The sequence below is a fragment of the Actinomycetota bacterium genome (assembly GCA_036280995.1).
In the GTDB taxonomy this organism is placed as follows: Bacteria; Actinomycetota; CALGFH01; order CALGFH01; family CALGFH01; genus CALGFH01.
On sequence record DASUPQ010000639.1, the window covers coordinates 1 to 13351 of the forward strand.

Consider the following 13351-nt stretch of genomic DNA (forward strand, 5'->3'; position numbering starts at 1 on the left):
GTTCGTGAACGAGGGCGTGGTCATGGCCACGCTGGCCCGGCTGTTCGGCGACCTCGTGCCCGCCCTGGCGGCCGCCGTGCCCCGGCTGGGGGCGCCCTGCGCCGAGCTGGCCGGCCACGCCGTCCCGCCAACGCTCGTCCACGGCGACCTGCACCTGGCCAACGTGGCCAGGGGGCCGCGGGGCTACCTGTTCTTCGACTGGACCGACGCCTGCGTCGCCCACCCGTTCCTCGACCTGCCCACCATGCGGCGGGGGAGCGGCTTCGCCGAGGACGACGACGAGGACGAGGCCGGGCTGCGGGAGCGGCTGCGGGCCGCCTACCTCCCCGAGTGGGCGTCGTTCGAGCCGCCCGCCCGGCTGGCCCGGGCCTGGGAGCTGGCCGCCCCCCTCGGCGCCCTCCACCAGGCGGTCAGCTACCGGTCGATGGCCGCCGGGCTGCGGCCGCCGGTCGACCCCCACCTGGCCCAGTCGAGCGCCTGGTGGCTGCGGCGGGTGCTGGCCGGGCTCGACGCCGGCGGAGCGTGACCGACGGCACGTCCGCGCTGTGCCGGCCGGCACAGCCGGGCCGCCGCCGCCGCAGGAGACTGGCGGCGGATGCACCGTTGGAAAGGCGGGGGAGATGGAACTGGAAAGCAAAGGGACCGAGCTGCCGGAGCTGATCGCCTGTCCCGAGATCGGGTGCGGCGTGCCCGCCGGGGTGGTCGACCGCTTCGTGCTGGCCTCGACCGGCGGCCCCGTCGAGCACGTCAAGACCTGGTGCCTGGACGGCCACGGGTTCACCCAGCGGGTGGACGCGCTCGTCGCCTGGCCGATGATCCGGCTGCCACGGCCGCTGGGAGCCGGCGGCTGACCCGGAAGGCGGCCGCGATGACCGTCACCGACCTGACCGAGGATCCCGGGGCCGCCCCCGCCGGGCCCGCCGACCCGGCGGCGGCCCTGGTGGAACGGATCCGCCGCGGCGTCGTCGGCGACAACCAGGTGCTGGAGGGGCCGTACGGGCCGCGGCGGATCGTCTACGCCGACTGGACCGCCTCGGGCCGGGCGCTCGACTTCGTCGAGGACGCCATCCGCGACCGCGTCCTGCCCTGGTACGCCAACACCCACACCGAGAGCTCGGGCACCGGCCGGCGCACCACCCGGCTGCGCGAGCAGGCCCGCCAGGTGATCCACCAGGCCGTCGGCGGCACCGACCAGGACCTGGTCATCTTCGCCGGGTCGGGAGCGACGGCGGCGGTGGCCAAGCTGACCGGGCTGCTGCAGCTCGGCCGCCCGGCCGGTCCCGCCGGCCCGGCCGGGACGCGGCCGGTGGTGTTCGTGGGGCCGTTCGAGCACCACTCCAACCTGCTTCCCTGGCGCGAGTCGGCCGCCGAGGTGGTGGCCATCGGCGAGGACCGGAACGGCCAGGTCGACCTGGCCGGGCTGGAGGCGGAGCTGGCCCGCCACGCCGGGCGGCCGCTGCTGGTCGGCGCCTTCTCGGCCGCCTCCAACGTCACCGGCATCATCTCGGATGTCGACGGGATCGCCGCCCTGCTGCACCGCCACGGCGCGCTGTCGGTCTGGGACTACTCGGCCGCCGCCCCCTACCTGCCGATCCGGATGGGGGAGAGCGCCCCCGGCGCCGGGGACCACAAGGACGCCGTCTTCTTCTCCCCCCACAAGTTCGTCGGCGGCCCCCAGACCCCCGGGGTCCTGGTCGTCCGCCGCGACCTGGCCCGCAACCAGGTCCCCACCGTGCCCGGGGGCGGCACCGTCGCCTTCGTCGACCCGGTCGGCCAGCGCTACCTGGACGACCCGGTGGCCCGGGAGGAGGGCGGCACCCCCGGGATCGTCGAGTCGGTCCGGGCCGGGCTGGTCGTGGCCCTCAAGCAGGCCGTCGGGACCGACCTCATCCAGGCGCGGGAGCAGCGGCTCCTCCACCGGGCGCTGGCCCGCTGGCACCGCAACCCCAACCTTGAGCTGCTCGGCAACCTGGAGGTCCCGCGGCTGCCGATCGTGTCCTTCCGCATCCGCCACGGCACCCGCCACCTGCACCACGAGCTGGTGGTGGCGATGCTGAACGACCTGTTCGGCATCCAGGCCCGGGGCGGCTGCTCGTGCGCCGGCCCCTACGGGCACCGGCTCCTCGGCATCGACCCGGACCGGTCGCGGGCCCTGAACGACCAGGCCGGCCAGGGCTGGATGGGGATCAAGCCCGGCTGGGTCCGGCTCAGCTTCAACTACTTCATCGACGACGAGGTCGCCGGCTTCCTGGTCGAGGCCGTCGACCTCCTGGCCACCTCCGGCCACCGGCTCCTCGGCGACTACCGCTTCGACCCGCGCAGCGGCCACTGGCGCCACCGGGACGCGCCGCCCGACCCGGTCCTGTCGCTTGCCGACCTGCTCGACGGCTGGTCCGGGCCCGGCCCGGTCAGCGGCGGCGACGACCTCGCCGGCCACCTGGAGCGGGCGAGGGTCCTGCTCGGGGCGGCCGGGCCGCTCCCCCCGGAGGCAGGGCCGAGCTGGCTCCCGCCCGAGCTGGAGCGTCTGCGCGACTTCCACCTGCCTACGACGGTGTGGAGTCGGCCCTCGGCCGACGGTCAATAGATTCCGACCGGCGAGTTCGCCGGCCGGGGCGGCGCCGCAGCCAGGCGGCGGCCAGGGCGGCCGCGAGCAGGACGGCCAGGACGATCCCGGCCCGGCCGCTGAGGTGGTGGACGTGACGCCAGCCGGCGCCGGCGGCGTAGCCGGCGAGGACGTGGGCAACGGCCCAGACGACGGCGGCCACCCCGGTCCAGAGGGCGAAGGTCCGGTAGCGCAGCCCGAGCATGCCGGCCAGGCCGGGGAGCACGACCCGGGCCCCGGCGGTGCAGCGCCCCACCAGCAGGGCCCGGCCTCCGCCCCGCAGCAGCAGCGACTCGACCCGGTGGAGGCGGGCCGGCCCCACCCGGCGGCCGAGCCTGGAGGCGAGCAGCCGCGGGCCCCAGCGCCGGCCGATCCAGTAGCCGGCCGAGTCGCCGGCCAGGGCACCGCCGACACCGACGGCGAGGGCGGCGGCCAGCGGGACGCGGCCCTGCTGGGCCAGCACGCCGCCGAGCAGCAGGGCCACCTCGCCGGGGAGCACCAGGCCGAGGAAGGCCGGCGCCTCCAGGGCCGGCAGGACGAACAGAAACGCCAGGGCCGCCCAGCCGGAGAGCGACAGCACGCCTTCGGCGATCTCCGCCATGGTCCCTCCCCGCCCATCGGTTGCCGTCCGGTGGCAGCGTCGCCCAAGGCGGAGGCCATGGCATCGGGGTCGTCCCTGGACCTGTCCCTGGGATGGGGCGCCCCGGGCTCAGGGACATCCCGGGGCGCCGGCCGCCTCAGCCGGCGGTGGCCAGCAGCCAGATGAAGGCGAAGTGGCAGGCACCGGCCGCGACCGTGAAGGCGTGCCACACCTCGTGGTAGCCGAACACGTTCGGGACCGGGTTGGGCCGCTGGCGGATCAGCACGACCACGCCGACGGTGTAGAAGAGCCCGCCGACCATGGCCAGGGCGACCTTGCCGAGCCCGAGGGTGCCGACCAGCTGGGGCAGGAGCAGGACCGAGACCCAGCCCAGCCCCAGGTACAGGATCATGCGGGTCAGGCCGACGACCGGGTTGGCCGTCCGCAGCAGCACCAGCACGATGCCGGCGGCGGCCACGGTCCAGACCAGGGCCAGGAAGGCGACCCGCCAGCCGGGCCGGAGGGCGAGCAGGATCACCGGGGTGTAGCTGCCGGCGATCAGCACGTAGATCATCGCCCGGTCCAGGCGGTCCATCCGCAGCCACGCCTTCGCCGACCAGCGCCGCCGGTGCAGGGCGGCGCTGGTGCCGAACATGGCGACCAGGCTGACCACGTAGATGAGCGCGGCCAGCCGGGCCCGGCCGGAGCCGGCCGCCAGCAGCAGCGCCAACCCGGCCGGGAGCGAGGCCAGGAACGCCGCCTGGTGCAGCCGCCCGCGCAGGCGCGGCGTCACCGGCCGCGGGTGGGGGACGGGGTGGTCGCTCATGCTCCTATGGAACGACGGCCGGCGGCCCGCCAACCACCTCCCATCGCAGGAGATCCGCGCGAGATATGACGCCCCGGCCCTGCCCGGGGGAGCGTTCAGAGCCGGGGCGCCAGAGTAGAAGATACCCGGAACCTGCCTCGCTGATACCGGACGGTGCTCTCTTGTCCACAGATCACCGGTGTCTGGACACGGGACGATCGCGGCAATAGTGTGCCTGCTCTGACGACGGCATCGGGGGGTTCGTCATGCGCAAGCTCGTCCTGGTCGCGATCCTGTTGGCCGGCCAGGTGGTGGCCGGGGCCGGCGCCGGCGCCGCGGCCGGGGTCACCGCCGGGGCGGCGGCCGTGGCGCAGGCGGGGGCGGCGACCAAGCCGGTGATCGTCAGGGGCAACACCTGGTTCGTGCGCGACACCCTCACCGGCGGGGTGGCCGACCACACCTTCACCTACGGCCAGGCCGGCGACTTCCCCCTGCTCGGTGACTGGGACGGCGACGGGGAGGCCACCCCCGGCGTGGTCCGGGGCTCGTCCTGGCTGCTGCGCAACAGCCTCAGCGCCGGGCCGGCCGACGTCAGCTTCTCCTACGGGTTCCCGGGGGACTACCCGGTGGTCGGCGACTGGGACGGCAACGGCACCGACACCCCCGGGGTGGTCCGGGGCAGCACCTGGTTCCTGAAGAACACCAACGCCAGCCCGGGCGTGGCCGACGTCAGCTTCGCCTACGGGTTCGCCTCCGACCTGGCCGTGGCCGGGGACTGGAACGGCGACGGCACCTCGACCCCGGGCGTGGTCCGCGGCGCCACCTGGTTCCTGCGGGCCACCAACGACCCGGCCAACACCACCACCGTCCCCCCCTTCGACTTCGGCCTCCCCTCCGACCAGCGGGTCGTCGGCGACTGGGACGGCAACGGCACCACCACCGTCGGCGTCAAGCGGCGCAGCGCCTGGACCCTGAGCAACAGCAACCAGGCCGGCCCGGCCGACCTCACCTTCAGCTACGGCCTCGGCTGCGACCTCGGCTTCGCCGGGCCGGGGGCGATCACCCGGGGTCGCGGCGGCAAGGGCCTGCCCGCCGCCCTGCGGGGGACCGAGCTCAACACGGTGGCCACCACCCAGAACGTGGTCGCCCTGACCTTCGACGCCGGCGCCAACGCCAACGCCGTGCCCTCGATCCTCTCCACCCTCGAGGCCAACTGCGTCCCGGCGACCTTCTTCCTCACCGGCAGGTGGGTCGACAACTTCCCGGCCGACACCCGCCGGATCGCGGTCCGCTACCCGGTCGGCAACCACAGCGACACCCACCCGCACCTGCCCGCCCTGTCGGATGCGGCCGTGCGCGACCAGATCAACCGGGCCGAGCGCAAGATCCAGGGGGCGACCAAGTTCAACGCCCGGCCGATGTTCCGCTTCCCCTTCGGCGACCGCGACGCCCGGACCCTGGCGATCGTCAACGGGCTCCGCTACGGGTCGATCCGCTGGACCGTCGACTCGCTCGGCTGGCAGGGCACCTCCGGCGGCCAGAGCGTCCAGTCGGTGACGAACCGGGTGCTGGCCAGCCTCCGGCCGGGGCAGATCGTCCTCATGCACGTCGGCTCCCACCCCACCGACGGCTCGACCCTGGACGCCGACGCCCTGCCCGGGATCATCGCCGAGCTCAAGCGGCGCGGCTACGGGTTCGTGACCATCTACGACTCGATCTGACCCGGCCGCCGCCCCGGGTCAGCCGACGGTGAGCTTGCCGCGCATCCCCAGGGCGGCGTGCCCGGGAATGCGGCAGTAGAAGTCGTAGGTCCCCGGCTCGGCCTCGAAGCTGGCCGAGCGCACCCCCCCGACCGGCGCCCTGATGTCGACGCCGAGGGCGTCGATGGTGAAGGTGTGCCAGAACAGGTCGCGGTTGCGGACCGCCACCGTCACCTGGCCGCCACCCGCCCGGAGCGTGTCGGGGACGAAGGCCACGTTGGTCGTCTGGACCTCGACCGCCCCCTCGGGGACGACCTGGGGCTCGGCGTCGGTCATGGCCCACACCAGCCCGAGACTGATGAAGATGAAGAGCACGGCGATCACGCCGGTGGGACCGGCCGCGCCCCGTCCGGCCGCCGGGTCGCGCAGGTGGACCAGGGCGGCCACCGCCCCGATGAAGCCGGCCAGCGAGAAGGCGACCAGCGACGCGGGGACCAGCAGGTCGAGCAGCCCGGCCCGGTAGGCCGCGTTGCCGTTGGCCGCCGGGAACATCCAGATCTCGATGTTCACGAACAGCGCCGCCAGCACGAGCAGGCCGAGCAGCCCGGTGCCGACCCGCAGCAGGCCGAGGCCGACCACCATGACCACGGCGAGGACGAGGGCCTCGCGGTCACCCCGGGTGAGGCCGTAGCCGAACAGGACCACCGCGTTCGCCAGCGCCGCGACGACCGCCAGCCGGCGCCACCCCACCAGTTCCGAGCCGATGCGTGGTGCGGTCCTCATGCCCGCACCGTATCACCCCGGTGGGCTACCGGCGGGGGGTGCGGAGCCGGGAGGAGAGCGGGCCGCGGCCGAACCCGTGGGCGAAGTCCGACCCCGTGCGCAGCCACTTGCCCGACCCGGGCCGGCGCTCCTCGGCCCGCTTGGCCAGCTGCTCGAGGCCCCAGCCGACCACGGGCAGCGCCACCATGATGAGCCCGAGCTGAGCCAGCCGTTTCCTGATCTTCATGGTCCTACCTCGCCTGGAGACGTCGACGGCGGTTGCCGCCGCCAGATTGACCGCCGGGGCCCTCCGTCAAACCCCGGCCCTGCCGGGAAAGGTAGCAGGATTCGCCGGTTCTTCCGCGGGCGCTTGACCGTGGTCGGTGGGGCCCGGACACTGGGATCGCCGGCCCTATGGGGGAGGGTAGATGGCGCCTGGCGACCTCGGTGACCACGGGCGGTTCTCTGACCCGTCGTTGCTCGTCATGTCGAGCCTGGCCGACGGCCCCAAGCACGGCTACGCCATGACCAAGGACATCCAGCGGTTCGCGGGGGTCACCCTGGGCCCGGGGACGCTGTACGGCGCCCTGGCCCGGCTCCAGCACCAGGGGCTGATCGAGGCCCTGCCGGCCGACGACCGCCGGCGCCCCTACCGGCTGTCCGAGAAGGGGACCAAGGTGCTGGCCGCCCAGCTGGAGAGCCTCCAGCAGGTGGCCACCACCGGCCTGCGCCGCCTGGCCCGGGAGTAGCCGGGTCAGGGGCCGCCGGTCGTGGTCGTGGTCGGTCCGGGCGGGTTGGTCGTCGTGGGGCCGCCGCCCCCGCCGCCGCCGCCCCCGCCGCCGCCACCACCACCGCCGCCGCCGCCGCCCCCCGAACCGTCGTCGCAGCTCCCGGGGCTGACGATACAGTCGGCTCCGCCGATGAAGGCCTGCTCGATGCTGCCGCCGAGCACGAACACCCCGGCGACCAGGAGCAACGCGATGATCGCGACCATCACCGCGTAGGCGACGGCGGTGGCCCCCCGCTCCCCTCCGGCTCTGTTCACGCGAGGATTGTGCACCAGCGCCCCGGCGAGCGACAGCGGCGAGGAGCAGCGGCAGAGGGGGTTGCGGGCGCGGCGGGCACGGGCCCCTGACCTGGGTCGCGCTTGCTACAATCCGGCCGCCTAGCCGAACGATTCGACCGGCCGGGGGCCTAGGCTCGAGGCCCCGGACCCCTGACAGGAGCGCAACGCAGCCCATGCACCTCGCCGTCGCCCGCAGCCTGCCCCGCCTCCTCCCGCTGGCCATCGCCGTCGCCCTGCTCGGGGCCGGGCTGGTCCTGACCCCCGGGGACCCGGCGGAGGCGCAGTCCGTCCCGAACCAGGTCACCATCGAGGGGACCGCCGAGAACAAGTGGGTGCCGGCCGACGCCACCGTCCGGCCGGGCGGCACGGTCACCTTCGAGATCACCGGCGGCACCACCCACCCGGTGTTCTCCGGAGACGGGTCCGACATCGAGAAGAGCGACGGCAAGTTCAACGCCTCCGACTGCACCATCGCCAACATGACCAAGGTCGGCGACTCCTGCCAGGTGAAGTTCCCCAAGGCCGGGACCTTCCCCTACTTCTGCCAGGTCCACGTGTCCCAGGGCATGAAGGGCACGATCACGGTCGGCACCACGGCCGCGGCCGCCACCACCACCACCCAGGGGGAGGCCGGCGGGGCCGTGGTCGAGACCCCGAGCGCGGCCGCCCCGCCGTCCTCGGGCCGCCCGGCCATCTACTGGGCCGGCTGGGGGCTCTTCGCCCTCGGGGCGCTCCTCGCCCTGGTCCTGATCGCGCTGTACGTGCGCTTCTGGCCCGGCTTCAGCCGCCCCAAGTCCTGACGCCCCCGGCCTCCGCCGAACCGCGCCTGCTGGCGTAGCCTGGGAAGGCACGCCGCCTCGTTCCTGGAGCTACCGTGGTCTCGACCGCCCTTCCCACCGACGTCCCCGAGCTCGTCGACTGGCAGCTGGCGGCCCGGGTCGGCCGCCGGGTGGCCGGTGGGTCGGAGCTGCCCGTCCGCGCCGCCTGGTCGCGCCAGTTCACCGACCTGTCGACCACCGCCGACCGGGCCGTGGCCGAGTTCACCGGCCTCGGCGGGGAGCTGCCGCCGCCGATCGCCGAGCCGCTCGACCGCGGCGAGTGGGTCGAGGCCAACCTGGCCACCCTCCGCCGGATCCTGCGGCCGCTGGCCGAGAAGGTGGCCGACCGCAAGGCCTGGAAGGCCACCGGCCCGGTGCCGGCGGCCATGCGCACCAGCACCAGGGCGATCGCCGGGGCCCAGGCCGGCACCCTGCTCGGCTACGTCGGCCAGCGCGTCCTCGGCCAGTACGACCTGCCCATGCCCGGCCCCGACCAGGCCGCCTCCCCCAACGGCGACGCCCCGCTGCCGGTGAAGGCCCACGGCGAGGGGACGGTCTGGTACGTGGTGCCCAACATCGTCGCCACCGAGCGCCGCCACCGCTTCCGCCCGGCCGACTTCCGCCTCTGGATCGCCCTGCACGAGACCGCCCACCGCCGCCAGTTCCGGGGCGTGCCCTGGCTGCCCGGGCACATCCAGGGCCTGCTGGACGAGTACCTCGGGTCGGTGGAGGTGGACGACGAGGCCCTCAAGCGCCTCTCCCAGCGGCTCCAGGGCCTGGCCCGGCGGGTCATCGCCGGCGAGAAGATCGAGCTGCTCGACCTGCTCGTCACCCCCGAGCAGAAGACCATCGTCGACCGGGTGCAGTCGACCATGACCGTGCTCGAGGGCCACGGCGAGTTCGTCATGGACCAGCTCGGGGACCGGCTCGTCCCCGGCCACAAGCACATGCACGACACCCTGCGGGCCCGCCGCAACGCCCCCGGGGCCGCCGAGCGCCTGATCCAGCAGCTCCTCGGCTTCCGCCAGAAGCTCGACCAGTACGCGATGGGGGAGCGGTTCGTGCGCCGGCTGTTCGAGCGGGGCGGCATGGCCGCGGTCAACCAGGTCTTCGCCGAGCCGGCGGCCCTGCCGACCATGGACGAGGTGCGCGACCCGGACCGCTACCTCGCCCGGGCCGGGTAGCGGCCGGCCCGCGGCCATGGCCAGGGCGCCGGCCGAGCTCCGCCAGGTCGCCGACCTGGCCGCCAGGGCCCTGACCGCGGCCGGGGCGCCGGAGCGCGGCGACGGGGTCGCGGTGGCGGTGTCCGGAGGCGCCGACTCCCTGGCCCTGCTCCATGCCCTCCGGGTGCTGGCCGGCCCGCGCGGCTGGCGGCTGGCCGTCCTCACCGTCGACCACGGCCTGCGGCCCGGCTCGGCGGCCGACGCCGCCTTCGTGGCCGACCACGCCAAGACCCTCGGCCTCCCGGCCCGGGTCCTCCCCCTGGGTCCCGCCGACCTGGAACCCCACCGCCGGGCCGGTCCCGAGGGGGCGGCCAGGGCGGCCAGGTACGAGGCGCTCTTGCCGGCGGCCAGCGAGCTCGGCTGCGGCTGGCTGGCCACCGGCCACACCCTCGACGACCAGGCCGAGACGGTCCTGCTCCAGCTCCTGCGGGGCGCCGGCCCGGACGGCCTTGCCGCCATGGCCGTGCGCGGCGGCCGCCTGCTCCGCCCCCTCCTCGGGGTCCGCCGCTCCCAGACCCGCGCCTGCTGCGCCGCCATCGGCCTCCAGTGGCGCGAAGACCCCACCAACGCCGGCGACGGCCCCCTGCGCAACCGGGTCCGCCACCGCCTCCTCCCCCTCCTGGAGGACCTCCGCCCGGGCGCCACCCAGGCCCTGGCCCGCACCGCCGCCCTGGCCGCCGACGAACGCGACTGGCTCGACCCCCTGGTCGCCGCCGCCCTGGCCGCCACGCGGCTCGACCCGGAAGCCCTGGCCGCGCTGCCGGTCGCCCTGGCCCGGAGGGTGGTGCGGGCGGCGGCCAGGCAGGCCGGCGAGCCCATCCCCGACGCCGCCGCCACCGACCGGATCCTGGGGCGCCCGGCGGATTGACGGAGCCGTTAGGCTTACCCCCTCCCGAGCGGATCCCAGAGGAGCCAGGCGCTGGTGTACGAGGACGACATCGAGTCGGTGCTGCTCACCGAGGAACAGGTCCAGACCAAGGTCCGCGACCTGGCCGCGCAGATCTCGAAGGACTACGCCGGGCGCGACGTGCTGCTGGTCGGCGTGCTCAAGGGCGCCTTCATCCTCATGGCCGACCTGGCCAGGCACCTCACCGTGCCCCACGAGTTCGACTTCATGGCCGTGTCGTCCTACGGCTCGGCCACCCAGACCTCGGGCGTGGTGCGCATCCTCAAGGACCTCGACCGCGAGATCCAGGGCCGCGACGTGCTCATCATCGAGGACATCATCGACTCCGGCCTGACCCTCAACTACCTGCTCAAGAACCTGCGCAGCCGGCGCCCGGCCACCCTCGAGGTGTGCGCCCTGCTGTACAAGCCCGAGCAGCTCAAGGCCGACATCGAGGTGAAGTACGCCGGCTTCGACATCCCGAGCGTGTTCGTGGTCGGGTACGGGCTGGACTACGCCGAGCGCTACCGCAACCTGCCGTTCGTGGGCACCCTGAAGCCAGAGGTGTACCGCGGCCGCTGAGGCGCCTGCTACGATGACGCTTCTGACCACTCATTTCTCTTACCGCCCCCCTTCGGCTTCACAAACGGCAAGGTCGTGCCACTATGGTCCGGGGAGGAGCGACAGGATGACACGATGCCCAATCTGAATCGTCTGTTCCGGGGACCGATGGCGTACCTGCTGTTGATCCTCGTCCTGGTCTTCCTCTTCTTCCGGTTCTTCGCCGCCAGCCCCGAGGTCGAGCAGGCCCGGCTGTCGGACGTGGTCTCGGCCATCGGTGACAAGCGGGTCAAGGACGCGGTCCTCAAGGACCAGGACCAGAAGATCACGGGCACCTACAACGACGGGCGCAAGTTCGAGGCCGCCTACACCGAGCAGCAGGGCAAGGAGCTCTTCAACCTGCTCCAGGAGCGGGGCATCCCGGCCCGGGTCGACCCCCGCGGCCAGTCCGTGCTCGTCCAGATCCTCATCCAGCTGCTCCCCTTCGCCGTGCTCCTGCTGCTGTTCTTCTTCCTCATGCAGCAGATGCAGGGCGGCGGCAACCGGGTGATGAGCTTCGGCAAGTCCAAGGCCCGCCTGGTCACCAAGGACCAGCCCAAGATCACCTTCCAGGACGTGGCCGGGGTCGACGAGGCGGTCGAGGAGCTCCAGGAGATCAAGGAGTTCCTCGAGAACCCGGCCAAGTTCCAGGCCATGGGGGCCAAGATCCCCAAGGGCGTGCTGCTGTTCGGCCCCCCCGGGACCGGCAAGACCCTGCTCGCCCGGGCCGTGGCCGGCGAGGCCGGGGTGCCGTTCTTCTCCATCTCCGGGTCCGACTTCGTGGAGATGTTCGTCGGCGTCGGCGCCTCCCGCGTCCGCGACCTGTTCGAGCAGGCCAAGGCGAACGCCCCCGCGATCGTGTTCGTGGACGAGATCGACGCCGTCGGCCGCCAGCGCGGGGCCGGCCTCGGCGGCGGCCACGACGAGCGTGAGCAGACCCTGAACCAGCTGCTGGTCGAGATGGACGGCTTCGACGTGAAGTCGGGCGTGATCCTGATCGCGGCCACCAACCGGCCCGACATCCTCGACCCGGCCCTGCTGCGGCCCGGCCGCTTCGACCGCCAGATCACCGTCGACCGGCCCGACCTCAAGGGACGCCTGGACATCCTCAAGGTCCACGCCCGCGGCAAGCCCATCGCCCCCGGCATCGATCTGGAGGTCCTGGCCCGCCGCACCCCCGGGTTCACCGGCGCCGACCTGGCCAACGTGGTCAACGAGGCCGCCCTGCTCTCGGCCCGCCACGGGCGCAAGGAGATCGCCGACGACGAGCTCGAGGAGGCCATCGACCGGGTCATCGCCGGCCCGGAGCGCAAGACCCGCGTGATCTCCGACAAGGAGAAGCGCATGATCGCCTACCACGAGTCGGGCCACGCGATCGTCGGGCACGCCCTGCCCAACGCCGACCCGATCCACAAGGTGTCGGTGATCTCCCGCGGCCGCGCCCTCGGCTGGACCCTCAGCCTCCCCGTCGAGGACAAGTTCCTGGTCACCCGGAGCGAGATGATCGACGAGCTGGCCATGCTGCTCGGCGGCCGGGTGGCCGAGGAGCTGTGGTTCCTCGACCCCACCACCGGCGCCTCCAACGACATCGAGAAGGCCACCCAGGTCGCCCGCAAGATGGTCTGCGAGTACGGCATGAGCGACCGCCTGGGCTCGCTGGTGCTCGGCACCAAGCAGGAGAACGTGTTCCTGGGCCGCGACTTCGGCCACCAGCAGGACTACTCCGAGCAGGTCGCCTTCGAGATCGACAAGGAGATGCGGCGGCTGATCGACGAGGCCCACGCCGAGGCCGAGCAGATCCTGACCACCTACCGCGACGTGGCCGACTCCATGGTCGAGGCGCTGATGGAGAAGGAGACCATCGGCAAGGAGGAGCTGGCCCAGATCCTCGCCCCGGTGGTCAAGCGCCCGGCCCGCGGCATCATGGCCCCGCCGCCCGGCCACGTCCGCTCCAACGGCGGCCGGTCGCGCGACGAGGCCGGCATCGCCCGCGCCCAGGACGGCTCGCCGTCCGACTGAGCGCGCTGCCCGGCGGCGGCTTCGACCAGGACAAGGTCGAACGCGGCGTCCGCCTGCTCCTGGAGGGGATCGGCGAGGACCTCGACCGCGACGGCCTGCGCGAGACCCCGGCCCGGGTCGCCCGCATGTACGCCGAGATCACCTCGGGCCTGCGCGAGGACCCCACCCAGGTCCTGCAGGCGGTGTTCGAGGCCGATCACGACGAGATGATCATGGTCCGCGACATCCCCATGGCCTCGATCTGCGAGCACCATCTGATCCCGTTCGTCGGCAAGGCCCACGTCGCCTAC

At 73.7% G+C, this 13351-nt stretch carries 16 protein-coding genes; 11 read left to right on the plus strand and 5 right to left on the minus strand.

Annotated elements, in window-relative coordinates; translation table 11 throughout:
• The 3 genes from VF468_21800 to VF468_21810 form a co-directional block, all read left to right on the plus strand.
• On the plus strand, nt 1–526 hold a 526-nt coding region (locus VF468_21800), incomplete at its 5' end, for a phosphotransferase (protein HEX5880924.1).
• A gap of 94 nt (nt 527–620) precedes the next feature.
• Nucleotides 621–851 (plus strand): hypothetical protein, encoded by a 231-nt coding sequence (locus VF468_21805; GenBank protein HEX5880925.1) that lies wholly within the window; start codon nt 621–623, stop codon nt 849–851.
• A gap of 17 nt (nt 852–868) precedes the next feature.
• Nucleotides 869–2584: an aminotransferase class V-fold PLP-dependent enzyme gene (locus VF468_21810; protein HEX5880926.1), complete on the plus strand. Its 1716-nt coding sequence runs from the start codon at nt 869–871 to the stop codon at nt 2582–2584.
• Here VF468_21810 and VF468_21815 read toward each other — a convergent pair.
• Both VF468_21815 and VF468_21820 read right to left on the minus strand, forming a co-directional pair.
• A complete protein-coding gene (locus VF468_21815; protein ID HEX5880927.1) occupies nt 2544–3203 on the minus strand; it encodes a DedA family protein in 660 nt (219 codons plus the stop codon). The genes VF468_21810 and VF468_21815 overlap by 41 nt on opposite strands.
• A 136-nt stretch (nt 3204–3339) precedes the next feature.
• Nucleotides 3340–4008 (minus strand): hemolysin III family protein, encoded by a 669-nt coding sequence (locus VF468_21820; GenBank protein HEX5880928.1) that lies wholly within the window; start codon nt 4006–4008, stop codon nt 3340–3342.
• A 245-nt stretch (nt 4009–4253) separates the two neighbouring features.
• On the opposite strand from VF468_21820, the gene VF468_21825 reads away from it, so the two are divergent.
• Nucleotides 4254–5708, plus strand: coding sequence for a polysaccharide deacetylase family protein (locus tag VF468_21825; GenBank protein ID HEX5880929.1), 1455 nt, complete (start codon nt 4254–4256; stop codon nt 5706–5708).
• A gap of 18 nt (nt 5709–5726) precedes the next feature.
• On the opposite strand, the gene VF468_21830 is transcribed toward VF468_21825, so the two are convergent.
• Entirely contained in the window at nt 5727–6470 is a 744-nt protein-coding gene (locus VF468_21830) for a cupredoxin domain-containing protein (protein ID HEX5880930.1), read from the minus strand.
• 25 nt (nt 6471–6495) lie between these two features.
• The gene (locus VF468_21835; GenBank protein HEX5880931.1) at nt 6496–6696 is read right to left on the minus strand and encodes a hypothetical protein; all 201 of its coding nucleotides are present in this window, start codon (nt 6694–6696) and stop codon (nt 6496–6498) included.
• 181 nt (nt 6697–6877) lie between these two features.
• Here VF468_21835 and VF468_21840 point away from each other — a divergent pair, with 181 nt between their 5' ends.
• Nucleotides 6878–7198, plus strand: a complete 321-nt coding sequence (locus tag VF468_21840; GenBank protein HEX5880932.1) for a PadR family transcriptional regulator — start codon at nt 6878–6880, stop codon at nt 7196–7198.
• Nucleotides 7199–7203: 5 nt separating this feature from the next.
• Here the strand turns inward: VF468_21840 and VF468_21845 are convergent, their stop codons facing one another.
• Nucleotides 7204–7494, minus strand: a complete 291-nt coding sequence (locus VF468_21845) for a hypothetical protein (protein HEX5880933.1) — start codon at nt 7492–7494, stop codon at nt 7204–7206.
• Between the two features lie 194 nt (nt 7495–7688).
• On the opposite strand from VF468_21845, the gene VF468_21850 reads away from it, so the two are divergent.
• From VF468_21850 to VF468_21875, 6 genes are all read left to right on the plus strand, one after another.
• The gene (locus VF468_21850; protein HEX5880934.1) at nt 7689–8315 is read left to right on the plus strand and encodes a plastocyanin/azurin family copper-binding protein; all 627 of its coding nucleotides are present in this window, start codon (nt 7689–7691) and stop codon (nt 8313–8315) included.
• Between the two features lie 74 nt (nt 8316–8389).
• A complete protein-coding gene (locus tag VF468_21855; protein HEX5880935.1) occupies nt 8390–9517 on the plus strand; it encodes a zinc-dependent metalloprotease in 1128 nt (375 codons plus the stop codon).
• A 16-nt stretch (nt 9518–9533) separates the two neighbouring features.
• Entirely contained in the window at nt 9534–10424 is an 891-nt protein-coding gene (tilS, locus tag VF468_21860; protein ID HEX5880936.1) for a tRNA lysidine(34) synthetase TilS, read from the plus strand.
• A 54-nt stretch (nt 10425–10478) separates the two neighbouring features.
• Entirely contained in the window at nt 10479–11024 is a 546-nt protein-coding gene (gene hpt, locus VF468_21865) for a hypoxanthine phosphoribosyltransferase (GenBank protein HEX5880937.1), read from the plus strand.
• Between the two features lie 114 nt (nt 11025–11138).
• Complete coding sequence (ftsH, locus tag VF468_21870) at nt 11139–13061, plus strand: ATP-dependent zinc metalloprotease FtsH (protein HEX5880938.1); 1923 nt, start codon at nt 11139–11141, stop codon at nt 13059–13061.
• Nucleotides 13062–13066: 5 nt separating this feature from the next.
• On the plus strand, nt 13067–13351 hold a 285-nt coding region (locus VF468_21875; GenBank protein ID HEX5880939.1), incomplete at its 3' end, for a GTP cyclohydrolase I.